The organism is Sanguibacter sp. Z41_6, assembly GCF_059621145.1.
Window position 1 is genome coordinate 411,743 of sequence record NZ_JCAQIF010000002.1, and the last position, 23,307, is coordinate 435,049.

The 23,307-nt window shown below is 70.4% G+C and carries 24 protein-coding genes; 23 read left to right on the forward strand and 1 reads right to left on the reverse strand.

Features of this window, described 5'->3' with window-relative positions; all coding sequences use genetic code 11:
• Positions 1-25: 25 nt before the first annotated feature.
• The 12 genes from pilM (at position 26) to nusB (ending at position 8,645) form a co-directional block, all read left to right on the forward strand.
• Complete coding sequence (gene pilM, locus AC54T1_RS06855) at positions 26-1,066, forward strand: type IV pilus assembly protein PilM (RefSeq protein ID WP_496911479.1); 1,041 nt, start codon at positions 26-28, stop codon at positions 1,064-1,066.
• The gene (locus AC54T1_RS06860; protein WP_496911480.1) at positions 1,063-1,761 is read left to right on the forward strand and encodes a PilN domain-containing protein; all 699 of its coding nucleotides are present in this window, start codon (positions 1,063-1,065) and stop codon (positions 1,759-1,761) included. Before pilM ends, AC54T1_RS06860 begins: the two co-directional genes overlap by 4 nt.
• Positions 1,762-1,763: 2 nt before the next feature.
• A complete protein-coding gene (locus AC54T1_RS06865) occupies positions 1,764-2,531 on the forward strand; it encodes a hypothetical protein (protein ID WP_496911481.1) in 768 nt (255 codons plus the stop codon).
• A gap of 95 nt (positions 2,532-2,626) precedes the next feature.
• Entirely contained in the window at positions 2,627-3,814 is a 1,188-nt protein-coding gene (gene aroC, locus AC54T1_RS06870) for a chorismate synthase (RefSeq protein ID WP_496911482.1), read from the forward strand.
• A gap of 1 nt (position 3,815) precedes the next feature.
• Complete coding sequence (locus AC54T1_RS06875) at positions 3,816-4,382, forward strand: shikimate kinase (protein WP_496911483.1); 567 nt, start codon at positions 3,816-3,818, stop codon at positions 4,380-4,382.
• Positions 4,379-5,527, forward strand: coding sequence for a 3-dehydroquinate synthase (gene aroB / locus AC54T1_RS06880; protein WP_496911484.1), 1,149 nt, complete (start codon positions 4,379-4,381; stop codon positions 5,525-5,527). Before AC54T1_RS06875 ends, aroB begins: the two co-directional genes overlap by 4 nt.
• A gap of 10 nt (positions 5,528-5,537) precedes the next feature.
• Entirely contained in the window at positions 5,538-5,900 is a 363-nt protein-coding gene (locus AC54T1_RS06885; protein WP_484344536.1) for a hypothetical protein, read from the forward strand.
• Between the two features lie 49 nt (positions 5,901-5,949).
• The gene (locus AC54T1_RS06890) at positions 5,950-6,399 is read left to right on the forward strand and encodes a type II 3-dehydroquinate dehydratase (RefSeq protein WP_496911485.1); all 450 of its coding nucleotides are present in this window, start codon (positions 5,950-5,952) and stop codon (positions 6,397-6,399) included.
• A gap of 65 nt (positions 6,400-6,464) precedes the next feature.
• On the forward strand, positions 6,465-7,127 hold the full coding sequence (locus AC54T1_RS06895; RefSeq protein ID WP_496911486.1) for a sigma factor-like helix-turn-helix DNA-binding protein: 663 nt from the start codon (positions 6,465-6,467) through the stop codon (positions 7,125-7,127).
• Complete coding sequence (locus tag AC54T1_RS06900; RefSeq protein ID WP_496911487.1) at positions 7,124-7,540, forward strand: hypothetical protein; 417 nt, start codon at positions 7,124-7,126, stop codon at positions 7,538-7,540. The genes AC54T1_RS06895 and AC54T1_RS06900 overlap by 4 nt, the downstream gene beginning before the upstream one ends.
• A gap of 123 nt (positions 7,541-7,663) precedes the next feature.
• Positions 7,664-8,227 (forward strand): elongation factor P, encoded by a 564-nt coding sequence (gene efp, locus AC54T1_RS06905; RefSeq protein WP_484344532.1) that lies wholly within the window; start codon positions 7,664-7,666, stop codon positions 8,225-8,227.
• Between the two features lies 1 nt (position 8,228).
• The gene (nusB, locus tag AC54T1_RS06910; RefSeq protein ID WP_484344531.1) at positions 8,229-8,645 is read left to right on the forward strand and encodes a transcription antitermination factor NusB; all 417 of its coding nucleotides are present in this window, start codon (positions 8,229-8,231) and stop codon (positions 8,643-8,645) included.
• A 109-nt stretch (positions 8,646-8,754) separates the two neighbouring features.
• Here the strand turns inward: nusB and AC54T1_RS06915 are convergent, their stop codons facing one another.
• Positions 8,755-10,971, reverse strand: coding sequence for a putative bifunctional diguanylate cyclase/phosphodiesterase (locus AC54T1_RS06915; protein WP_496911488.1), 2,217 nt, complete (start codon positions 10,969-10,971; stop codon positions 8,755-8,757).
• Positions 10,972-11,070: 99 nt separating this feature from the next.
• Between AC54T1_RS06915 and AC54T1_RS06920 the strand changes: the two genes are divergently transcribed.
• The 11 genes from AC54T1_RS06920 (at position 11,071) to rpoZ (ending at position 23,294) form a co-directional block, all read left to right on the forward strand.
• Positions 11,071-12,798, forward strand: coding sequence for an AMP-binding protein (locus AC54T1_RS06920; protein WP_484344908.1), 1,728 nt, complete (start codon positions 11,071-11,073; stop codon positions 12,796-12,798).
• A gap of 120 nt (positions 12,799-12,918) precedes the next feature.
• Complete coding sequence (gene pyrR / locus AC54T1_RS06925) at positions 12,919-13,545, forward strand: bifunctional pyr operon transcriptional regulator/uracil phosphoribosyltransferase PyrR (protein WP_484344529.1); 627 nt, start codon at positions 12,919-12,921, stop codon at positions 13,543-13,545.
• Positions 13,542-14,549, forward strand: a complete 1,008-nt coding sequence (locus AC54T1_RS06930) for an aspartate carbamoyltransferase catalytic subunit (protein WP_496911489.1) — start codon at positions 13,542-13,544, stop codon at positions 14,547-14,549. The genes pyrR and AC54T1_RS06930 overlap by 4 nt, the downstream gene beginning before the upstream one ends.
• Positions 14,549-15,907, forward strand: coding sequence for a dihydroorotase (locus tag AC54T1_RS06935; RefSeq protein ID WP_496911566.1), 1,359 nt, complete (start codon positions 14,549-14,551; stop codon positions 15,905-15,907). The genes AC54T1_RS06930 and AC54T1_RS06935 overlap by 1 nt, the downstream gene beginning before the upstream one ends.
• Positions 15,904-16,488, forward strand: coding sequence for a PH-like domain-containing protein (locus AC54T1_RS06940; RefSeq protein ID WP_496911490.1), 585 nt, complete (start codon positions 15,904-15,906; stop codon positions 16,486-16,488). Before AC54T1_RS06935 ends, AC54T1_RS06940 begins: the two co-directional genes overlap by 4 nt.
• Positions 16,485-17,756 carry a glutamine-hydrolyzing carbamoyl-phosphate synthase small subunit gene (gene carA, locus AC54T1_RS06945; protein WP_484344526.1) on the forward strand — a complete coding sequence of 424 codons (1,272 nt, stop codon included), beginning with the start codon at positions 16,485-16,487 and terminating at the stop codon, positions 17,754-17,756. The genes AC54T1_RS06940 and carA overlap by 4 nt, the downstream gene beginning before the upstream one ends.
• 2 nt (positions 17,757-17,758) lie before the next feature.
• Positions 17,759-21,082 (forward strand): carbamoyl-phosphate synthase large subunit, encoded by a 3,324-nt coding sequence (carB, locus tag AC54T1_RS06950; RefSeq protein ID WP_496911491.1) that lies wholly within the window; start codon positions 17,759-17,761, stop codon positions 21,080-21,082.
• Entirely contained in the window at positions 21,079-21,966 is an 888-nt protein-coding gene (pyrF, locus tag AC54T1_RS06955; RefSeq protein ID WP_496911492.1) for an orotidine-5'-phosphate decarboxylase, read from the forward strand. The genes carB and pyrF overlap by 4 nt, the downstream gene beginning before the upstream one ends.
• Positions 21,967-22,011: 45 nt before the next feature.
• Entirely contained in the window at positions 22,012-22,323 is a 312-nt protein-coding gene (gene mihF, locus AC54T1_RS06960) for an integration host factor, actinobacterial type (RefSeq protein ID WP_484344523.1), read from the forward strand.
• Positions 22,324-22,325: 2 nt separating this feature from the next.
• Positions 22,326-22,928 (forward strand): guanylate kinase, encoded by a 603-nt coding sequence (gene gmk, locus AC54T1_RS06965; RefSeq protein ID WP_484344906.1) that lies wholly within the window; start codon positions 22,326-22,328, stop codon positions 22,926-22,928.
• Between the two features lie 75 nt (positions 22,929-23,003).
• A complete protein-coding gene (rpoZ, locus tag AC54T1_RS06970) occupies positions 23,004-23,294 on the forward strand; it encodes a DNA-directed RNA polymerase subunit omega (RefSeq protein ID WP_484344522.1) in 291 nt (96 codons plus the stop codon).
• Positions 23,295-23,307: the final 13 nt, after the last annotated feature.

Below are 23,307 nucleotides of genomic sequence, written 5' to 3' on the forward strand. Positions count from 1 at the left end.
GGGGACCAGTGTGGCGAAGCATCGAGTGATCGGACTCGACCTGGGGACGACGGCTGTTCGTGCCGCCGAGGTCGATTTCGGGTCAGGCGGCTCCGCCGCGACCCTGACGAACTACGACGAGGTGCCGCTCCCGCTCGGTGCGATCCGGGATGGCGAGGTTGCTGACCAGCCTGCCGTTGCTGCCGCGCTCAAGGAGCTGTGGAGCCGGGCCAAGTTCAGCTCCAAAGACGTGGTGCTCGGAGTGGGCAACCAGCGAGTCGCGGTTCGTGAGCTCACGCTCCCGTGGATGCCCATGGCGCAGCTCCGTGCGTCCCTGCCCTTCCAGGTCCAGGACCTCCTCCCGATGTCGACGGACGAGGCTCTCCTCGACTTCTACCCGACCGACGACTTCGAGGGCGACAACGGACGGGTGCTCGAAGGGTTGCTCGTTGCGGCTGCGCGGGACACCGTGGCTGCCAACGTCCTCGCGGTCGAGGCTGCTGGCCTCTCACCGGTCATGGTGGACCTCAACGCCTTCGCACTCCTGCGGGGTATGACGCAGGGTGCATTGGGCGGCAAGACGGTGGCACTTGTCGACATCGGCGCGCGGATCACGAACGTCGTCATCGTCGCCAACGGTGTCCCGCGCTTCGTACGCGCGCTCCCGGCTGGCGGCCAGGATGCGACCGACGCAGTTGCGCGGGGGCTCGGCGTGTCGAACAACGATGCGGAGAACATCAAGCGAGAGATCGGCGTCGGGATGACATCTCGACCCGAGTACGCGGACGGCGCGGAAGCTCTGGCGCACGTCTCACAGAACCTCGTGGAAGCAGTACGCAACACCTTCACCTACTACGCCGGCTCGCGATCGGGCTCGCCGATCGACGTCGTTGCCCTCACGGGCGGCGGTGCTCACCTGCCCGGGCTCGGCCAGTTCCTTGCCAGTGCGAGCCGACTCAGCGTCACCCTTGGAGACCCGCTCGGCGCCCTCACGGTCTCGAAGGGGATCGGAGGTCGAGAACGGTTCGCCGGGCTCGAGTCCCGGATGGCGCTTCCTATCGGCCTCGCATACGGAGTTGCAGCATGACCGCACTACTCGAGAAGTCCGGACGTCAGAAGTCCCCGAAGTCCGCCCCCCTCGGTGCCCCCCGACTTCCGCAGGTCGACCTCCTCCCCCCGGAGGTGCGCGCCGGGCGGGGCCTCTCGCGGACGAAGCGTTGGCTCGGAGTGTCTCTGGTTCTCACCGTTCTGCTGGCAGGTCTCGGCTACGCCTTCGCCGTGCTGACAGAACGGGAAGCGGACGCGCACCTCGCGAAGGCCCAGAAGACATCCGCGGACCTGGCCGCGGAGAAGGTCAAGTATGCCGAGGTGCCTGTGGTGCTGGGCGCGATCAACGACGTGGAGCGGGCTCGTCTGCTCGGTATGTCGACTGAAGTGGCCTGGGCGCCGCACATCGCCGCGATCGCTGCGGTTCTTCCACCCGGGACGAGCATCGAGTCCTTCGCGATCTCGCAGGCCTCGCCCACGCAGGACCTGGGTGTCGCGGGTGACCCGCTGAACGGGCCCCGCATCGCATCGATCTCGTTCACCGCACGATCGGCGACGTTGCCCGACGGGTCCGCGTGGCTCGACGGACTCGACTCCATCCCAGGATTTACTGATCCGACGCTGCAGAGCACGACGTTGAGCGAGGAAGAGGGAGTGCCCTACTACTCGATGACATCCACGATCGAGGTCGACGAGTCGGCGCTCGCCAACCGCTTCGTTGAGATTGAGGAGTGACCATGCAGTCGACGAAAGCACGCACGTGGATCACGGGGACGGTGGTGCTCGCCCTGACGATCCTCTTGGCCGCGTGGTTCCTCCTCATCGCTCCGGTGTTCGCGAATGCAAGCGACACGAGGGAGACAGCTGAGACCCAGGACGATCAGAACGCGTCCGAAGCCCGACGGATCGCGACTCTCAAAGCGGACTTCGAGCAGATCGACACGTACAAGGCGGAACTCGCGGCATTACGTGCGAACATCCCCGCGAGCCTTGATCACAGTCAGTTCCAGCGCGACATCGCGACCATCGCAGTCGCCCATGGGGTGACGGTGCTGTCCCTGACGACGAGCAGCTCGATCCCGGTCGAGTTTGCGGCTCCGGCCGTAGACGAGGAAGGCGCAGCCAGTGCTGACCCCGCAGCGGAAGGTGCGGCCGATAGCGCAGTACCTCCCGAGCCCGCCATCTCGTTGCCCGGTCTTCACGAAGTTCCCGTAACGATCGACGTGGTCGGGGCGTACGAGAATGTCCTAGCCTTCGTCACAGAGTTGCAGACGGTGAATCCGCGACTCGTTCTTCTCACGAGCCTCGAGGGGAATGCACTGAAGGCAGCTGAGGCATCCGGTGGAGCGCCCGCGACCGCCGACGGCGATCTGTCTCTCGTCCTCACTGGTCAGATGTATGTTCTGCTCGACGAGCGCGGGCTTTCTGTAGCCGAAGAGTCTCCTGCCCCGACGGAGCTCCCGGTTCCAGGCCCAGGCAAGAATCCGCTCCTGCCGGCGCGGTAGGTGCTACGCGATCGCGTCAGCAATGTCTCGACCGCCGGGCGTCCGTTCTACGGGCGCCCGGCGTTCGCGTCTGTACGCCGTGGGAGGATGCAGCCATGCTTCGTTGGTTGACGTCTGGTGAGTCGCACGGCCCTGCTCTGGTGGGGATCATCGAGGGTGTTCCCGCAGGTGTGGAGGTGCTGACCTCGGACATCCAGGCGGCGCTGGCCCGCCGCCGGCTCGGCTACGGGCGTGGTGCGCGGATGAAGTTCGAGCAGGACGAGGTGCGTATCCTCGCCGGCCTGCGGCACGGTGTGAGCCAGGGCGGTCCGCTGGCCATCGAGATCGGCAACACAGAGTGGCCCAAGTGGGTCGACGTCATGGCGTCCGACCCCGTGGACCCCGAGCTCCTCAACCGTGCGCGCAACGCGCCCCTCACTCGGCCCCGTCCCGGGCACGCGGACCTCGTCGGCATGCGCAAGTACGGCTTCGACGACGCCCGCCCCGTCCTCGAGAGGGCCTCTGCCCGGGAGACGGCGACCCGCGTGGCGCTGGGCACGGTCGCTGCGAAGTTCCTCGAGCAGGCGGTCGGCATCCGACTCGTGTCCCACGTGACGAGCATCGGTCCCGTCTTCGCTCCCGAGGACGCGGCCGTCCCCACCCCCGACGACGTCCACCTGCTCGACGCCGACCCGGTCCGCTGCTTCGACCCGGCGACGTCAGCAGCGATGGTCGAGGAGATCGACCAGTGCCACAAGGACGGCGACACGCTCGGGGGAGTGGTCGAGGTCCTCGCGTACAACGTGCCCTCCGGGCTCGGCAGCTACGTGCACGGCGACCGGCGCCTCGACGCGAAGCTCGCGGCTGCGCTCATGGGTATCCAGGCCATCAAGGGCGTCGAGGTCGGCGACGGCTTCCGCACCGCTGCGCGCCGCGGGTCGCAGGCGCACGACGAGATCGAGCGCGACGCCAACGGCCGTATCCGCCGCCTGAGCAACCGCGCTGGCGGCATCGAGGGGGGCATGACCAACGGCGAGATCGTCCGCGTCCGTGCCGCGATGAAGCCCATCTCCACCGTCCCGCACGCGCTCGCGACCGTCGACGTCTCCACCGGTGAGGTCGCCAAGGCCCAGCACCAGCGGTCCGACGTCTGCGCCGTTCCGCCCGCTGCGGTCGTCGCGGAGGCCATGGTGGCCCTCACGCTCGTGGACGTCGTCCTCGAGAAGTTCGGCGGAGACTCTGTCGCCGAGGTGCGCCGCAACGCCGACGCCTACCTCGCGTCCATCCCCGAGCTCCTACGCTGACATGACCACCCCGACGGGACCCCGCGTCGTCCTCATCGGACCACCCGGCTCCGGGAAGACCACGACCGGACGCTCCCTGGCGGAGCGCCTTCACGTCCGCTGGCGTGACACAGACGCCGACATCGAGGCCACCGCCGGCAAGAGCATCTCCGACATCTTCGTCGACGACGGGGAACCCCACTTCCGCGCCCTGGAGCGCGAAGCCGTCACCACAGCGCTCGCCGTCCACGACGGCGTCCTCGCGCTCGGTGGGGGAGCGATCCTCGACCCCCACACCGAAGACGCCCTCGCCGCCTACGCTGCCGCTGGCGGAACCATCGTGTTCCTCGACGTCAGCCTCGCTCAGGTCGCGCCGCGTGTCGGCTTCAACCAGGCCCGCCCGCTGCTCCTCGGCAACCCCCGCGCCAAGTGGCAGTCGCTCATGACCGCCCGCCGACCCGTCTACGAGCGGATCGCCACCCTCCACGTGCACACCGACGGCAAGAGCACCGGCCAGGTCGCGCGCGAGATCGTCGCCGCCCTCCAGACACCGCCTGCCGCCCCCTCCGACCCCGAGGACCAGTCGTGACCGACACCGACGCCACCACCCCGCCGCACTCCGTCGTCACCGTCACCGCCGAGCGCACCTACGACGTGGTCATCGGCCGTCAGCTCCTCGGTGCCCTGCCCCGCCTGCTGGGCGACGGCGTCCGCAAGGTCCTCGTCATCCACACCGAAGCCCTCGAAGCCTCTGCGGAGGCCGTCCGCGAGGACCTCGTCGCGCAGGGGTACGAGGCCCTCATGGCGACCATCCCCGACGCCGAGGGCGCCAAGTCCATCGACGTCATCGCGTTCTGCTGGCAGATCCTCGGCACCTCCGACTTCACCCGCAGCGACGCCATCGTCTCCATCGGCGGGGGAGCCACCACCGACGCCGCAGGGTTCGTCGCCGCCACGTGGCTGCGCGGCATCAAGGTCGTGCACATCCCCACCACGCTCCTCGCGATGGTCGACGCGGCCGTCGGCGGCAAGACCGGCATCAACACCGCCGAGGGCAAGAACCTCGTCGGTGCGTTCCACAGCCCCGCCGGCGTGCTCTGCGACCTCGTCGCGCTCGAGACCCTGCCGAAGTGGGACTTCGTCGCCGGGCTCGCCGAGATCATCAAGACGGGGTTCATCGCGGACCCCGTCATCCTCGACCTCGTCGAGGCCAACGCCGCCGCCCTCCAGGCATGGCCCACCGCCGACGACCACCTCCGGGACGTCGTCCGGGAGCTCGTGGAGCGCTCGGTCGCCGTCAAGGCTCGCGTCGTCAGCGAAGACCTCAAGGAAGCGTCGCTGCGCGAGATCCTCAACTACGGGCACACCCTCGCCCACGCGATCGAGCAGGTCGAGCGGTACGCCTGGCGCCACGGCGCTGCCGTGTCGGTCGGCATGGTCTTCGCGGCCGAGCTCGCCCGTCTCGCCGGGCGGCTCAGCGACGAGGTCGTCGACCGGCACCGGTCCATCCTTGGCTCCGTCGGACTGCCGCTGACCTACCGTGGGGACCGCTGGGAGCAGCTGCTCGCCGTCATGCGACGCGACAAGAAGTCCCGCGGGGACCTCCTGCGGTTCGTCGTCCTCGACGACATCGCGAAGCCGTCGCGCCTCGAAGGTCCCGACCCGACGCTCCTCGCCGCCGCGTACGCCGAGATCAGCGCCGACGCGCCGTCGAGCCGTGCTGTCTCCCTCTGAGAGGACACCCATGAGCGCCGAGAAGTCCTTCCACCCCGCCTACGGCGAGCCGGCCCACCACCCGGCCTACGGACAGCCGGCGGCAGACACCGTCACCGAGGCGCAGCTCGCGACGGTGCGTGAGGCGACCGCCCGGTCACGGCGCGTCGTCCCCGTGGTGTTCGCCGTCGAGGTCGTGTGCTTCGTCGGTGCGGTCGTCACCTGGTTCTCCGTGTGGAGCGTCATCCTGGGTGTCCTCGCGCTCGTCGCAGCCTGCGTCGGAATGTTCCTGTTCCGTGTCGCGTACGTCTCCGGGCGCGCTCTCCACGCCGTGGACGCCGTGGACAAGAACGCCGAGGCCGCGAAGCGCCGCTCCTTCGGGCTCATCGAGTAGTCGGGGTCCCGGCGCGGGCCGTGGCCCCGCCGTACTAGGCTCCAGCACCATGACGCGTGCATTCATCCTCAACGGACCCAACCTCGGCAGGCTCGGCGTGCGGGAGCCGGACGTGTACGGCGCCCTGTCCTTCGCGGACCTCGTCGCTGCGGGCGAGCGGTGGGGGAGCGAGCTCGGCATCGACGTCGAGGTGCGTCAGACCGACGACGAGGCTGAGCTCGTGCACTGGCTCCACGAGGCCGTCGACACCCGGTCGGACGTCGTGCTCAACCCTGCCGCCTTCACGCACTACTCCTACGCCCTGCGGGACGCCGCCGCGCAGGTGACCAAGGGTGGCCTGCGGCTCGTCGAGGTGCACATCTCCAACCCCTACGCGCGCGAGGAGTTCCGCCACACGTCCGTCGTCGGCGCTGTGGCGACCGGGACGATCGCCGGCTTCGGGTTCGACTCGTACCGCCTGGCGCTCTCGGCGTTGGCGGACGGGACCGTCACGCCCTGACGCGCCTCACAGCCAATCAAGCCCTAGGCCTTGATTGACCGCAATCAAGCCTGTAGCCTGGATCGATGTTCGTTCTCACCGTCGACCAACAACGCAGCACCTCCCGCGGTGACAAGGTGCCCGAGCTCCTCGCCCGCCTCGCGCCGGTCCTCAACGCCCTCCCAGGCGTCCGCTTCCCGTTCGAGCGGACGGTCGGGGACGAGGTCCAGGCCGTCCTCGACGACGCCGCCTCGACCCTCACCGTCGTCCTCGAGGTCGTCCGGCTCGGCGGCTGGCGCGCCGGCCTGGGGATCGGAGCCGTCACCACACCCCTCCCGGAGACGAGCCGGGCAGCCTCGGGGCAGGCGTTCATCCACGCCCGTGCGGCCGTCGACCGGGCCAAGGGCCGCAGCACCGCGGTGCCGGTCGCGGTCGAGAGCGACAGCCCCACCGCCGCCGACGTCGAGGCGCTGCTGCGCCTGCTGGGCGCCGTCGTCGAGCGACGCACCACGCAGGGGTGGGAGGTCGTCGACCTCCTGCGCCCCGACGTGACGACCGGCACACCCGCGCACCCCGGCCCCGGCAGGACGCAGAAGGACGTGGCCCGTATCCTCGGCATCAGCGAACAGGCAGTGAGCCAACGGGTGCGCTCCGCGCTGTGGGCAGAAGAGCTGGCAGCCCGGCCCCTCGCGGCCCGGCTGCTACGAGAGGCGGACCAGTGGGTGCAGGGGCGATCTTCGCCATCGTGATCGGTGTGCTGGCGGTCAGCGTCGTCGGCGGCTGGTACGTCACGCGCGGGGTCCTCACCCTTGCCGCACGGACCGCCACGGACGAGCCGACCGCGCAGGTCACGGCCGGGCAGGCGCCGGGCGGTGCGCCCGAGCAGGCCGCCGACGCAGGGCCCAACAGCCTGCGCGCCCGCGCTGCGCTGCGTGGTGGGACGTGGATCGGCATCCTCGAGCGCCTCGCCATCACGGCACTCATCCTCGTCAACTACCCGACCGGCGTCGCGATCCTCGTGGCCGTCAAGGGCCTGGGGCGCTACCCGGAGCTGCGGGACAACCCCGAGGCGTCCGAACGGTTCGTCATCGGCACCCTCGCCTCGATGCTCTGGGCGGGCGGGCTCGGCCTCCTGGGACGCTGGGCGATCACCGCAGGCTAGACTGGCCTCCGCTCTCCTGCGGCCCACGCGCGCCAGCCCCTCACCGGGACCCCTCGTGCCCGGCCTGACCCCGGCCGCAGTCGAATGTGAACGTGACAGTCAACACCGACAGGAAGATCGAACGTGGCTACCACCAACGACATCAAGAACGGCACAGTGCTCAAGCTCGACGGCCAGCTGTGGACCGTCATCGAGTTCCAGCACGTCAAGCCCGGCAAGGGTGGCGCGTTCGTCCGCACGAAGATGAAGCACGTCACGTCCGGCAAGACGGTCGACAAGACGTTCAACGCCGGCCTGAAGATCGAGACCGCGAGCGTCGACAAGAGCGACATGCAGTACCTGTACAAGGACGGCACGGACTACGTGTTCATGGACTCCTCCACGTACGACCAGATCTACATCCCCGAGACCACGGTCGGGGACGCGAAGAACTTCCTCCTCGAGAACCAGACCGCGCAGGTCGCGACGAACGAGGGCACCGTCCTCTACGTCGAGCTCCCGCCGTCGGTCGTCCTCGAGATCACGTACACCGAGCCGGGCCTCCAGGGTGACCGCTCGACCGGTGGCACCAAGCCCGCCACCCTCGAGACAGGCCACGAGATCCAGGTGCCGCTGTTCCTCGAGCAGGGCACGAAGGTCAAGGTCGACACCCGCGACTCGAGCTACCTGGGCCGAGTGAACGACTGACGTGGGAGCCCGTACCAAGGCGCGCAAGCGCGCGCTCGACGTCCTGTTCGAAGCCGAGCAGCGTCAGCTCGACCCCGCCGTCCTCCTCGCCGACCGCGTCATCGAGCCGGGGACGGAGTCGTCGCTCCCGCAGTACTCGGTCGACATCGTCGAAGGCGTCCTGGACAACCAGGACCGCATCGACGAGCTGCTCGAGACCTACTCGCACGGGTGGACGCTCGACCGCATGCCCGCCGTCGACCGCGCGCTCCTGCGGATAGGGTCGTGGGAGATCCTCTTCAACGACGACGTCCCTGACGCCGTCGCCATCGACGAGGCCGTCGAGCTCTCCCGGTCCCTGTCGACCGACGACTCGCCGGCGTTCGTCAACGGTCTTCTCGGCCGCATCCTCGAGCTCAAGCCGACGATCCGCGGCTGAGGCCCACAGCCGGACACAGCAGGAGACGGGCACTGCGCCCGGCGAACGACACGAGGCTCCGACCTGCAAGGGTCGGAGCCTCGTGTCGTTCGCCCGTGCGCGGCTGGACTCAGCGCACGAAGAACCCCGTCGTCGCCTGGACGGTGCTCGGCACGGCCTCGGCGGGACGGCCGAGCATGTTGCCCTGCGCCTGCGTGACGCCGAGCGCGACGAGGGCCTCGAGCTCGTGCACCCGCTCGACACCCTCGGCCACGATCTCGAGGCCGTGCGCCCGGGCGAGCGCGACGATCGCCTGCAGCACCGCGAGGCCGGTGGGCGTCGCGATGTCGCGGACGAACGACTGGTCGATCTTGAGGATGTCGACCGGCAGCGAGGACAACCGCGCGAGCGAGTTGTACCCCGTGCCGAAGTCGTCGATCGCGATCTTGGCACCCTTGGTGCGCAGCTGGGACAGGATGCTCGCCGACTGCAACGAGTCGTGGAGGAGTGCGCTCTCGGTGATCTCGATGGTGAGCAGGCGCCAGTCACGCTCGCCCCACGCGTCGGAGAGATCGTCGAGGAAGCTCGGCTCCGCCAGCTGGCGTGCGCTGATGTTCACCGCGATCGGCAGGTCGAACCGCTCGGTCGCGGCGAAGGCACGGCGGAAGGTCATGTTGCCGATCGTCACGATGAGACCGGAGTCCTCGGCGTAGACGATCCAGTCCTTCGGCTCGCGCAGCCGGCCGTTGTCCTCCCAGCGTGCCAGGGCCTCCAGGCCACGGACCTGGAGCGTCGTCGTGTCGACGATGGGCTGGAAGTGCACGCAGAACTGGCCCTTGTTCACGGCCTCGTCGATCTCGCGGCGCAAGCGTGCCTCGGCGGCGACGCGGGACTCGAGCTTGTGGTCGAAGACCACGACGCCACGCTTGCTGCGCTTGGCCTCGAGCATCGCCGTGTCGGAGAAGCGCAGCAGCGCGTCCGGGTCGACCTGCGCGCCGGGCTCCCACGTCGTCACACCGACGCTGATGCGCGGGATCGAGCGCGTGGTGGTGGCCGACTCGAACTCGCCACGGAACCTCATACCGAGCGCCAGCTGCTCGTCGTCCCGCCCGACCCGTTCCATGACGACGACGAACTCGTCGCCTCCCAGGCGGGCGACAAAACCATCGTCACCCGCGATCTTGCGCAGGTGGGTCGCGGCGAGCACGAGCAGGTGGTCGCCCCATGCGTGGCCGTACTGGTCGTTGGCGCGCTTGAACCCGTCGAGGTCTGCGTAGTACAGCGCCACCCGGGTGCGCTCGACGTTGGCACGCTCGAGGGCGTTCATGAGGTGTTCCTCGAGCGCGGCGCGGTTGGCGAGGCCGGTGAGCGTGTCGGTGAAGGCCGCCTTGCTCAGGCGGTCCGCGAGCGCGTGCCGCTCGGCGGCGGACGACACGATGTTGGCGATGGACAGCAGGAACCTGCGCTCGTCAGCGTCGGTCACGACACGGTCGGCGGGCGCGAGCTCGGTGACGAAGCGGCCGCGGGACAACGGGCGGATGGTGCCGCGGATGGACGTGTCGCCGAGGACGCACCGTGCCTCGTCCTCGGCGCGGCGCAGCAACGACTGCGGGTCCTTGACGTACCAGGCGAGGTTGCTGATCCTGCCCTGGGCGTCGCGCATGACGCTCTGCAGCTCGGCGCTGTGCTGGCTGCCGCGGATGCGGCGCAGCGCGAGGATCTCGAGGGCGACGATGAGGGGGATGAGCCACGTGCTCATCAGCGCCGCCCGGACGGCGGGGACGGGGACGAGGTAGGACGCCGTGAGCAGCGCGACGGCCAGGGCGCTGGCCCCGAGGAGAGCCTTGCGCGTGTGACGCCGCGGGGACCGCAGGATCGTCATGACGAGGTAGCTGCCGACGATCGCGGCGGGCAGGAGGAACGTGCCGATGTCGAGCACCGTCTGCAGGCCAGGTTCGCGGGACTCGCTGCGGGTGCCGACGATCCCCACGGTGAGGAGGAAGATGTGCGCCGAGAACAGGACGCTCGCGATGATGAGGTGCCAGCGGTAGCTCGGCCCCTCGGCGAAGGAGCGCGCCACCGGGAGCGCGAGGAGCAGCGCTCCCGCGACGGCCGCGGTGGCGAGGATCGCCAGCGTCCGGTGCACGGGTCCGGCGGGCGTCGCACCCGCGAGCGCGTCGAGAAGGAACACGGCGGCGAGGTTGATCGACCACAGGAGCGTCCAGTGCACGGACGGTCGCTGTCGTTCGTCGTTGCGCCACACCGTGTGCAGGACGCACAGTCCTGCTGCGAGTCCGGCCGCGACGCACTGCGCCATGACGATCCAGACGGTGGTGGTGTCATGCATGGATCAAGTATCGGTAGTGAACGGAAAAACTTGAGCACACTGGGCCGGTGAGGCTGCGTGAGCAAAAGTTACGGGTGCGTAGGTTAGCCTGGCAGGGTGATGACGCCGTCTGCCGACCGCCCTTGGTTGTCCTCGTACGCACCTGATGTGGCGCCTGATGTCACGGTGCCGGACGAGCCCCTCACCGATGCGTTGGACCGTGCCGCTCGGGATCATCCGGAGCGTGTCGCGCTCGACTTCATGGGCAGGCACACGACCTACCGGGACCTCGCCGCCCAGGTGTCCAGGGCTGCGTCGGCGTTGCTCGGGCTCGGGGTCGGCCCGGGGGACAGGGTGGCTGTGGCACTGCCGAACTGTGCCGCGCACGTCGTCGCGTTCTATGCCGTGCTGCGGATCGGAGCGGTCGTGGTGGAGCACAACCCCACGTACTCTGCCGCGGAGCTCGAGCACCAGCTCGCCGACTCGGGGGCTGTCGTGGCGATCTGCTGGGAGCCCACGGCGTTGCGCGTCCTCGAGGTGCAGTCCGCCACGGCGGTGCGCACGGTGGTGGCGGTCGACCTGTCGCGCGATCTGCCGGCACTCAAGCGGGCGGCACTGTCCCTGCCCGTCGGGCGAGCGCGGGAGCTGCGGGCATCGATGCGTGCCGATGTCCCCCGGAGCGTGCCCCGGTGGCGCACGCTCGTGCGGGCAGCCAGGCCGTTGCCGGCGAACCACCCGCGCCCGGCGGGGTCCGACCTGGCCCTGCTGCAGTACACGGGTGGCACGACGGGCACGCCCAAGGGGGCGATGCTCACCCACCGCAACCTGGTGGCCAACGCGGTCCAGGGGGCGGAGTGGACGGGTGCGGAGCGTCGCGCCGCCGCGGGTGCGCCGCACGACGTCGTGTACGGCGTCCTGCCGTTCTTCCATGCCTTCGGGTTGACCCTGTGCCTGTCGTACGCGATCCGCATCGCGGCGACGCTCGTGCTGTTCCCGAAGTTCGACCCGGTGGCGGTGCTGGCCGCGCAGCGGCGCATCCCTGGCACGTTCCTGCCCGCGGTGCCGCCGATGCTCGACCGGCTCACGACGGCGGCCCGGGCGGCGGACGCGGACCTCACGTCGTTCGCCTACGCGATCTGCGGTGCCATGGCGCTGCCGGCGGCAACCGCCGCGGCGTGGGAGGAGGTCACCGGGGGCCTGGCCATCGAGGGGTACGGGATGACCGAGACGTCGCCCGTGGCTCTCGGGAACCCGCTGTCCCCGGCACGTCGTCCGGGGATGCTCGGCCTGCCCTTCCCGTCGACCTACATCCGGGTGGTCGACCAGGACGATCCGACCCGGCCTGTCGGGGTGGGCGAGCGCGGTGAGCTGCTCATCAGCGGACCGCAGGTCTTCGCCGGGTACTGGGCCCGCCCGGAGGAGAGCGCCGAGTCCCTCGTCGAGGCTGACGGGCGTACGTGGGTGCGGACCGGTGACGTCGTCGTCGTCGACGAGGACGGGTTCGTCGAGGTGGTGGACCGTATCAAGGAGATGATCATCACCGGCGGGTTCAAGGTCTTCCCGTCGCAGGTCGAGGAGTGGCTGCGACAGATGCCGGGCGTCGACGACGTGGCCGTCGTCGGTGTCCCGGGTGGGGACCTGGGGGAGAAGGTCGTCGCGGCGCTCGTGCTCGCCTCCGACGCCAACCCCGTGGACCTCGCTGCGGTACGCGCCTGGTGCGAGACGCGCCTGGCGCGGTACGCGCTGCCGCGTCAGCTCGTCATCGTCCGGGAGCTGCCCCGCTCCCAGATCGGCAAGGTGCTGCGCCGCGTGGTGCGTGAGCGGGTGCTCAAGAACGACCCGGAGTGATCCGTCGCGGTCCGCCCTGCGGACGCCTGGCCGGGCGAAGCCCGTGAGGACGGTAGGGTGAAGCATCCTGCAAGACATCCTTTAAGAGCCGTCCCGTGAGGCGGAGAAGGAGGTCGCCAGATGACGTCTGGCCCTGTCACGCCCTCCGGGCACGACGCGAACGACGCGTCCGCCCCTGCCACCATGAGCACCTCGACCACCGAGGTGCTCGGTGCCACCGAGATCGCCCGTGCGCTCACCCGCATCGCGCACGAGATCCTCGAGAAGAACAAGGGCGGCGCCGACGTCGTCCTCCTCGGGATCCCCACCCGTGGCGCCCCGCTCGCGGAGCGTCTCGCGCAGCGGATCGCGGAGGTCGAGCCCGGTCTCGACGCCTCCTCACTCGTCGGCACGCTCGACGTGACGATGTACCGCGACGACCTCCACCGCCAGCCGCCGCGCGCGATCGGCTCGACCGACCTGCCCGACGGCGGGATCGACGACAAGGTCGTCGTCCTCGTCGACGACGTGCTCTTCTCGGGCCGGACGATCCGTGCAGCGCTCGACGCGATCAGCGACGTCGGCCGACCGCGGGCCGTCCAGCTGGCCGCCCTCGTCGACCGCGGTCACCGGGAGCTGCCGATCCGCCCCGACTACGTCGGGAAGAACCTCCCGACGTCGCTCACGGAGCGGGTGCGTGTCCTCCTCGAGGAGACCGACGGGCACGACGCCGTCCTCATCAGCCACCCGGCGGGAGGCGCGGCGTGAAGCACCTGCTCACCACGCGGGACCTCTCGCGCGCGGACGCGATCCGTATCCTCGACACCGCGGCGCAGATGTCGGCGACGCAGTCGCGGGAGATCAAGAAGCTCCCGACCCTGCGCGGCCGGACCGTCGTCAACCTCTTCTTCGAGGACTCCACCCGCACGCGCATCTCCTTCGAGACGGCCGCGAAGCGGCTCTCGGCGGACGTCATCAACTTCTCCGCGAAGGGCTCGAGCGTCTCGAAGGGGGAGTCGCTCAAGGACACCGCGCTGACCCTCCAGGCGATGGGCGCCGACGCCGTCGTCATCCGCCACCAGGCGTCCGGTGCCCCGCACATGCTGGCCCACGCCGGCTGGGTCGACTCCGCGGTGATCAACGCCGGGGACGGCATGCACCAGCACCCCACGCAGGCGCTGCTCGACGCGTACACGATCCGACGCCACGTCGACGCCTCCGGTGGCGTCACGGACCCGGGCTCCGTCATCGGCACAGACCTGGCGGGCGTCCGCGTCGCCATCGTCGGTGACGTGCTGCACTCACGGGTCGCCCGCTCGAACGTCCACCTGCTGCACACCCTCGGGGCGCACGTCACGCTCGTCGCCCCACCCACGCTCGTTCCCGTGGGCGTCGAGCGGTGGCCGTGCGACGTGTCGTTCCACCTCGACGAGGTGCTCGCCGACCAGCAGCCGGACGCGGTGATGATGCTGCGGGTCCAGCGCGAGAGGATGAGCAGCGCGGGCGGGGGCTTCTTCCCCGGGCCGCTGGAGTACACGCGCAACTACGGGCTCGACGCACGCCGGCTCGGGCTGCTGCCGGACCACTCCATCGTCATGCACCCCGGCCCGATGAACCGTGGGCTGGAGATCTCCGCCGAGGCCGCCGACTCGCCCCGCGCGGTGATCGTCGAGCAGGTGGCCAACGGTGTCGCGGTGCGCATGGCGGTGCTCTACCTCCTGCTCGCAGGAGACGTCTCGACCGAGGTTTCGCAGGAGAGGGCAGGGCAGTGATGATTCCCAGCACGACGACGGACCGGTACCTCCTGCGGGGCGTGCACCCGCTCGGTGGTGACGCGGTGGACATGCTGCTCGCCGGGGGAGTGATCGAGGAGATCGCCCCCGCAGGCACGTTGTGGTCGGACGACCCCGTCCCCGACGGCACGCGGGTCATCGACGCCGCGGGACTCGTGGCGCTGCCCGGCCTGGTCGACCTCCACACCCACCTGCGTGAGCCCGGGCGCGAGGACGCCGAGACGATCCGCTCCGGGACGCGGGCCGCAGCCGTCGGCGGGTTCACCGCCGTCCACGCCATGGCGAACACGACCCCGGTCCAGGACACCGCCGGTGTCGTGGAGCAGGTGTGGCGCATCGGCGCCGAGGCCGGCTGGGTCGACGTCCACCCGGTCGGCGCGGTGAGCGTCGGCCTCGAGGGCACGCACCTCGCCGAGCTCGGCGCGATGGCGTCGTCCGCCGCGCAGGTCCGCGTCTTCTCGGACGACGGCAAGTGCGTGTCGGACCCCATCCTCATGCGCCGTGCCCTCGAGTACGTCAAGGCGTTCGACGGCGTCATCGCCCAGCACGCACAGGAACCGCGCCTCACCGAGGGCGCGCAGATGAACGAGGGCGTCGTCTCGGCCGAGATCGGCCTGCAGGGCTGGCCCGCGGTCGCCGAGGAGGCGATCATCGCGCGCGACGTCCTGCTCGCCCAGCACGTCGGCTCGCGCCTGCACGTGTGCCACCTGTCCACGGCAGGCTCCGTCGACCTCATCCGGTGGGCCAAGGCCCGTGGGGTCGACGTGACGGCCGAGGTCACCCCGCACCACCTCATCCTCACCGACGAGCTCGCCCGGGACTACGACCCGCTGTACAAGGTCAACCCGCCGCTGCGCACACAGGCTGACGTCGAGGCGGTCCGGGAGGGCCTCGCGGACGGGACGATCGACATCGTCGCGACGGACCACGCCCCGCACACGCGCGAGGACAAGGACTGCGAGTGGGCCTCGGCGGCCTTCGGCATGACCGGGCTCGAGACGGCGCTGAGCATCGTGCAGCAGACGATGGTCGACACGGGCCGGATGACGTGGGCCGACGTCGCCCGCGTGCTGTCCGCCGCGCCGGCACGCATCGGCCGCATCACCGAGGGGGACCGTCCCCAGGGGCGCCCGCTCGCCGTCGGTGAGCCCGCGAACGTCGTGCTCGTCGACCCGGCAGCGCGGCGGGTCGTCGTGCCCGCCGAGCAGGCCACCGCCTCGGCCAACTCGCCGTTCGGCGGTCGGGAGCTCCCCGGGCAGGTCGTCGCGACCTTCCTGCGTGGCCGTGCGACCGTGCTCGACGGCGTGCCCGTCGAGCAGTCCGGCGGTATGGCGTGAACCTTCCCCTGCCGGTCGCTGTCGCGATCATGCTCGGTGTCGGCGCAGCGATGCTCGTCCTCATGTGGCTCGGCTGGCGACGCCGCGGACGGCGCTCCGCGTCCCTCGTCGGCGAGCTGCCGTCCGTCCCGCCCGCGACGTCGCTCGGCGCGCCCCGCACGGAGCCCATCGCGGCCACGTACGTCTCCAGCACGACGTCGGGCGACTGGCTCGCCCGGGTCGTCGCCTCGGACCTGGGTGTCCGGTCCTCCGCCGTCGTGCAGGTGTTCGACGCCGGCGTGCTCATCGAGCGTGGGGGAGCGGCCGACGTGTTCGTGCCCGTCGCTGCCGTGCGCGGCGTGACCCTGAGCCCCGGCATGGCGGGCAAGTACGTCGGCAAGGACGGTCTCGTCGTCCTCAGCTGGGCGACACCGGCGCCGGACGGCTCGACGACGCTCCTCGACACCGGCCTCAGGGTCGCACGGGCCGACCGTGCGGTGCTCGTCGCCGCCGTCGGGTCCCTCACCTCACACCAGTCCTCCGGCACACCCGCCGGCACACACATCCCCGACTCGCAGAACGACCCCGAGGAGTCCGAGTGACCACGCAACTGCACGCGACCAAGCCGACCGGCGAGGTGACCGACTCCGCGCTCCTCGTCCTCGAGGACGGCCGGACCTTCGCCGGACGCTCGTACGGCGCCGTCGGGACGACGCGCGGGGAGATCGTCTTCAACACCGGCATGACCGGGTACCAGGAGACCCTCACGGACCCGTCCTACCACCGCCAGATCGTCGTGATGACGGCCCCGCACATCGGCAACACCGGTGTGAACGACGAGGACCACGAGTCCCTGAAGATCTGGGTCAGCGGCTACGTCGTCCGCGACCCCGCCCGTCGCGCGTCCAACTGGCGCTCGGAGCGGTCGCTCGACGACGAGCTCGTCGCCCAGGGCGTCGTCGGCATCAGCGACATCGACACCCGCGCCCTCACCCGTCACCTGCGCGACCGCGGCGTCATGCGCGCCGCGATCTTCTCCGGTGCTGACCTGCTGGCGAACGGGTACCCGCGGTCCATCGAGGACCTCGTCGCCGATGTGCGCGCGACGCCGTCGATGTCCGGCGCCGACCTCGCGAACGAGGTGAGCACCCCCGAGGCCTACGTCATCGAGCCCTGCGGACCCTTCGAGGGAACGGACCCGGTGAGCACGGTCGTGGCCGTGGACCTCGGCATCAAGACGATGACTCCCCAGCGCCTCGCCGAGCGCGGCGTGCGCGTGCACGTCGTCCCCGCGTCGTCGACGATCGAGGACATCGAGGCGCTCGCACCTGACGGCGTGTTCTTCTCCAACGGGCCCGGCGACCCCGGCGCCGCGACCCACGAGGTCGAGCTGCTGCGCGCCGTCCTCGACCGCCGCCTGCCGTACTTCGGCATCTGCTTCGGGAACCAGATCCTCGGGCGTGCCCTCGGGTTCGGCACCTACAAGCTCGCGTACGGCCACCGGGGCATCAACCAGCCCGTCATGGACCTCGCGACGCGACGCGTCGAGATCACCTCGCACAACCACGGCTTCGCCGTCGACGCGCCCATCGGCGAGGAGGCGACCGCGCCGCACGACGGAGGCCGCTACGGGCGGGTCGTCGTCTCGCACGTCGGCCTCAACGACAACGTCGTCGAGGGCCTCGAGTGCCTCGACATCCCCGCGTTCTCCGTGCAGTACCACCCCGAGGCCGCCGCGGGTCCCCACGACGCCGCGTACCTCTTCGACCGATTCCTCGACCTCATGAGCTCGGGTGCGCGCACCGCGGCCGGCCTGTCCGCCGACCCCGCTGGCACCGCCCCCGGCATGACGTCCGACAAGGAGAACTGACCGTGCCTCGCAGAACCGACATCACCTCCGTCCTGGTCATCGGGTCCGGCCCGATCGTCATCGGTCAGGCCGCGGAGTTCGACTACTCCGGCACCCAGGCGTGCCGCGTGCTCAAGGAGGAGGGCCTGCGGGTCATCCTCGTCAACTCCAACCCGGCGACGATCATGACGGACCCGGAGTTCGCGGACGCCACGTACATCGAACCGATCACCACCGACGTCCTCGAGTCGATCATCGCGAAGGAGCGTCCCGACGCCGTCCTCGCGACGCTCGGCGGGCAGACGGCGCTCAACGCCGCGATCTCGCTCGACGAGGCCGGGATCCTCGAGAAGTACGGGGCCGAGCTCATCGGGGCGAACATCCCGGCGATCCAGAAGGGTGAGGACCGCCTCCAGTTCAAGAACGTCGTCGAGAAGTGCGGCGGGGAGTCGGCGCGCTCCGAGATCATCCACACGGTCGAGGAGGCCCTCGCGGCCGCCGACGACCTCGGGTACCCGATGGTCGTGCGGCCGTCGTTCACCATGGGCGGCCTCGGGTCGGGCATCGCGTACGACGAGAAGGACCTGCGCCGCATCGTCGGCCAGGGCCTGCAGTACTCGCCGACGACCGAGGTGCTCCTCGAGGAGTCGATCCTCGGCTGGAAGGAGTACGAGCTCGAGCTCATGCGCGACAAGGCGGACAACGTCGTCGTCGTGTGCTCCATCGAGAACGTCGACCCGGTGGGCGTGCACACGGGCGACTCGGTCACGGTCGCCCCCGCGCTGACCCTCACCGACCGTGAGTACCAGAACCTGCGGGACATCGGCATCGCCGTCATCCGCGAGGTCGGCGTCGACACCGGTGGCTGCAACATCCAGTACGCCGTGCACCCCGAGACGGGCCGGGTCGTCGTCATCGAGATGAACCCCCGCGTGTCGCGGTCGTCGGCGCTGGCGTCCAAGGCGACCGGGTTCCCCATCGCGAAGATCGCCGCCAAGCTCGCCGTCGGGTACACCCTCGACGAGATCACGAACGACATCACCGGCTCCACGCCGGCGTCGTTCGAGCCGACCCTCGACTACGTCGTGGTGAAGGTCCCACGCTTCGCGTTCGAGAAGTTCCCCGCAGCCGACGACACGCTCACCACGACGATGAAGTCCGTCGGCGAGGCCATGGCGATGGGCCGCAACTTCACCGAGGCCCTCGGCAAGGCGCTGCGCTCGATCGACAAGACCGGGGCACAGTTCCACTGGGACGGCGAGCCCGTCTCCGGTGAGGCGCTCGACGCGTTGCTCGTCGAGATCGCGCGTCCCACAGAGCGCCGTCTCGTCCAGACGCAGCAGGCGCTGCGCGCGGGCGCGAGCATCGAGCAGGTGTTCGAGGCGACGAAGATCGACCCGTGGTACCTCGACCAGATCCAGCTCGTCAACGAGGTGGCCGCCGAGGTCGCGTCAGCCCACGCCCTCACGCGCGTCGTGCTCGAGCGTGCCAAGCGCCACGGCCTGTCCGACGCCCAGGTCGCGAGCCTGCGGGGCATCCGCGGCGAGCGCGGTGCCGGTGAGGCGACGGTCCGCGAGGTGCGGCGCGCCCTGGGTGTGCGTCCCGTGTTCAAGACGGTCGACACCTGCGCGGCGGAGTTCAAGGCCGAGACGCCGTACTACTACTCGAGCTACGACCTCGAGAGCGAGGTCCGCCCGCGTGAGCGCGAAGCCGTGATCATCCTCGGCTCCGGCCCCAACCGCATCGGCCAGGGCATCGAGTTCGACTACTCGTGCGTGCACGCCGCGCTCGCCCTCAAGGACGAGTACGAGACCGTCATGGTCAACTGCAACCCTGAGACGGTCTCGACGGACTACGACACCGCGGACCGCCTCTACTTCGAGCCCCTGACGTTCGAGGACGTGCTCGAGGTGTACGAGGCCGAGCTCGCCGCGGGCCCCGTCAAGGGCATCATCGTCCAGCTCGGTGGGCAGACGCCGCTCGCGCTCGCACAGCGTCTCGCCGACGCCGGTCTGCCGATCCTCGGCACGTCACCCGAGGCCATCGACGCGGCGGAGGACCGCGGCGAGTTCGGCCGCGTGCTCGCCGAGGCGGGGCTGCCCGCGCCTGCGTTCGGCACGGCCACGACGCTCGCCAAGGCGTGCGAGGTCGCGGCAGGGATCGGTTACCCCGTCCTCGTCCGTCCCTCCTACGTCCTCGGCGGACGCGGCATGGAGATCGTGTACAGCGAGGAGCAGCTCACCGGGTACGTCGAGCGGGCGCTCGGGGAGGTCGCCCTCGCGGGGGGCCACCTCGCGCCCATCCTCATCGACAGGTTCCTCGACGACGCCATGGAGATCGACGTCGACGCCCTGTACGACGGCGTGGAGATGTTCCTCGGCGGTGTCATGGAGCACATCGAGGAGGCCGGGATCCACTCCGGTGACTCGGCGTGCGTCCTGCCGCCCGTCTCGCTCAGCGAGTCGGAGATCGAGCGGATCCGCCGCTCGACGGAGGCGATCGCCAAGGGCGTCGGTGTCCGCGGGCTGCTCAACGTGCAGTTCGCCCTCGTCTCCGACGTGCTCTACGTGCTCGAGGCCAACCCCCGCGCGTCGCGGACCGTCCCGTTCGTGTCCAAGGCGACGGGCGTCTCGCTCGCCAAGGCTGCGGCGCTCGTCATGGCGGGGCGGAGCATCGCGGACCTGCGCGCCTCCGGCGTGCTCCCGCTCACCGGCGACGGCGGGACGATCGACCTCGACGCTCCGATCGCCGTCAAGGAGGCCGTGCTGCCCTTCAAGCGGTTCCGCACGACCGAGGGCGTCGCGGTCGACACGGTGCTCGGCCCGGAGATGCGCTCGACGGGCGAGGTCATGGGCTTCGACGTCGACTTCCCGACGGCGTTCGCCAAGTCCCAGGCTGCCGCGTTCGGGGGGCTGCCCACGAGCGGTGCCGTGTTCGTGTCCGTCGCCGACCGCGACAAGCGGGGCATCGTCTTCCCGGTCAAGCGTCTCGCGGAGCTGGGCTTCGAGATCCTCGCCACGGCCGGCACGGCGAACGTCCTGCGTCGCAACGGCATCGAGTCCACCGTGGTGCGCAAGTACTCCGAGGGGCGCAGCGCCGAGGGAGAGCCGACGATCGTCGACCTCATCACCGAGGGCCGCGTCGCGATGGTGGTCAACACCCCGTCGGGGCAGGGAGCACGCGCAGACGGCTACGAGATCCGCGCGGCGACGACGGCGGCCGACAAGCCGATCGTCACGACCGTCGCCCAGATGGCGGCGGCGGTCCAGGGCATCGAGGCCGTCCTCGCCGGCCCCTTCGACGTGCGCAGCCTGCAGGAGTACGACCTCGGTGAGGCCCCGCGGTGACCGCGCCCTTCGGTGAGCGGCTCGCGGCGGCGATGACCGCGCACGGTCCGCTGTGCGTGGGCATCGACCCCCACCCCGGGCTCCTCGCCGCCTGGGGGCTCCCCGACGACGCCCGGGGTCTGCGGGACTTCTCGCTCACCGTCCTCGATGCGCTCGGTGGGCAGGTGGCGGCGCTCAAGCCGCAGTCCGCGCTCTTCGAGCGTCACGGCTCGGCAGGTGTCGCGGTCCTCGAGGAGGTCGTCTCCGTCGCGCGCTCGGCGCGGACGCTGACGATCGTCGACGCTAAGCGGGGCGACATCGGCTCGACCATGGACGGGTACGCCGACGCGTACCTGCGCGAGGGGTCGCCCCTTGCGGGCGACGCGCTCACGGTGTCCCCGTTCCTCGGGTTCGGGTCGCTCGCGCCCGCGATCGAGGCAGCCGCGTCGAGCGGTCGCGGACTCTTCGTCCTGTGCCTCACCTCCAACCCGCAGGGCCCGCAGGTCCAGCACGCGAGGACGGCCGAGGGGACGACCGTGGCGGCGTCGATCGCGGCGGAGGTCGCCGCGCTCAACACCGAGGCGGCCGCCCGGGGGACGCTCGGGTCCGTGGGGCTCGTCGTCGGTGCGACGATCGGCGACGCGGCAGCGCGCGCCGGCGTCGACCTCGCGGTCGGGGGACCGTTGCTGGCCCCCGGCGTCGGCGCCCAGGGCGCGGGGTCGGCAGAGCTCGCGGCCGTCTTCGGTGACGCCCGTTCGCAGGTTCTGGCCTCGTCGTCGCGCGGGGTCCTGGGCGCCGGTCCGGACACGCGCGCGCTGCTCGCGGCGGCGCGTCGCGCGGCGGACGATGCAGCCGGAGCGCTCGGTACTCGCGTTCGCCTTGCCGACCAGCGGAAACGTGGCTAGTTTCACAGAGACGTTTTCCGTCCGTCCCCAAAGAAGGTGACCGGAGTGCCATTACCTGAGCTCACCCCTGAGCAGCGGACCGCCGCGCTCGAGAAAGCCGCAGTTGCACGCCGGGCCCGGGCGGAGGTGAAGAACCGTCTGAAGTATTCTTCAGGGGCACTCTCCGACGTCATCACCCAGGGTCGAACCGACGATGTCATCGGGAAGCTCAAGGTCGTGTCGCTGCTTGAGTCCCTGCCCGGTGTCGGCAAGGTCAAGGCGCGCGCCATCATGGCGGAGGTCGGCATCGCCGAGAGCCGCCGAGTGCGCGGACTGGGCCCGCACCAGGCGGCTGCCCTCATCGAAAGGTTTGGTTGATCATCTCTGCTTCGCCCCTCCCCGGACCGCAGCCCGCTCGTCTGACGGTCCTGGCGGGACCCACGGCTGTCGGCAAGGGAACCGTCTCCGCGGACATCCGCGCCAGGTATCCGCAGGTGTGGCTGTCCGTCTCGGCCACGACACGGGACCCACGGCCCGGGGAGATCGACGGGGTGCACTACCACTTCGTCGGACCGGAGCGATTCGCTGAGATGGTCGAGCGCGGCGAGCTCCTCGAGTGGGCCGTGGTGCACGGGCAGAACAGCTACGGCACGCCTCGCCGGGCCGTCGAGGAGCGGCTCGCGGAGGGCGTTCCCGCGCTCCTGGAGATCGACCTCCAGGGCGCGCGGCAGGTGCGGGAGAGCATGCCCGACGCCCGGTTCGTGTTCCTCGCCCCACCGAGCTGGGAGGAGCTCGAGCGGCGCCTCGTCGGGCGCGGCACCGAGGGCCCGGAGGAGCGCGAGCGGCGACTTGCCACAGCGCGCGTGGAGCTCGCGGCCGAGCCCGAGTTCGACCACGTCGTCGTCAACGACGACGTCCACCGCGCGACGGACGAGATCATGTCGATCATGGGGCTCGTCGCCCCAGGGCCCGCCGCCGGGTAGACTGGCGGACTGACTGCCCCGCCCGCGCACCGTCCGCAGCGCGGGGTCCCGCCCCTGCATCCTCTGGAGTCATCTGTGTCTGGAACCGTCGCCGCCCCCGTCGGCATCACCGACCCGCCCATCGACGACCTGCTCGAGCGTGCGGACTCCAAGTACGCCCTCGTCGTGTACTCCGCCAAGCGCGCCCGCCAGATCAACGCGTACTACTCGCAGCTCCACGAGGGCCTGCTCGAGTTCGTCGGCCCGCTCGTCGAGACCCGCCACCAGGAGAAGCCGCTGTCGATCGCGATGCGTGAGATCAACGCCGGACTCCTGACGATCGAGGCGACCGAGCCGACACCCAAGGGTTCTCCGAAGAAGCGCTGACAACGGCGAGCTG

Excerpts from the sequence above, each read along its gene's own strand:
- aroC (WP_496911482.1), top strand. The coding sequence starts at position 2,627 with ATGCTTCGTTGGTTGACGTCTGGTGAGTCGCACGGCCCTGCTCTGGTG.
- pyrR (WP_484344529.1), top strand. The coding sequence starts at position 12,919 with ATGACGTCTGGCCCTGTCACGCCCTCCGGGCACGACGCGAACGACGCG.
- AC54T1_RS06915 (WP_496911488.1), bottom strand. The coding sequence starts at position 10,971 with ATGCATGACACCACCACCGTCTGGATCGTCATGGCGCAGTGCGTCGCG.
- AC54T1_RS06875 (WP_496911483.1), top strand. The coding sequence starts at position 3,816 with ATGACCACCCCGACGGGACCCCGCGTCGTCCTCATCGGACCACCCGGC.
- AC54T1_RS06935 (WP_496911566.1), top strand. The coding sequence starts at position 14,549 with ATGATTCCCAGCACGACGACGGACCGGTACCTCCTGCGGGGCGTGCAC.
- AC54T1_RS06865 (WP_496911481.1), top strand. The coding sequence starts at position 1,764 with ATGCAGTCGACGAAAGCACGCACGTGGATCACGGGGACGGTGGTGCTC.
- AC54T1_RS06895 (WP_496911486.1), top strand. The coding sequence starts at position 6,465 with ATGTTCGTTCTCACCGTCGACCAACAACGCAGCACCTCCCGCGGTGAC.
- AC54T1_RS06885 (WP_484344536.1), top strand. The coding sequence starts at position 5,538 with ATGAGCGCCGAGAAGTCCTTCCACCCCGCCTACGGCGAGCCGGCCCAC.
- AC54T1_RS06920 (WP_484344908.1), top strand. The coding sequence starts at position 11,071 with ATGACGCCGTCTGCCGACCGCCCTTGGTTGTCCTCGTACGCACCTGAT.
- AC54T1_RS06860 (WP_496911480.1), top strand. The coding sequence starts at position 1,063 with ATGACCGCACTACTCGAGAAGTCCGGACGTCAGAAGTCCCCGAAGTCC.
- AC54T1_RS06890 (WP_496911485.1), top strand. The coding sequence starts at position 5,950 with ATGACGCGTGCATTCATCCTCAACGGACCCAACCTCGGCAGGCTCGGC.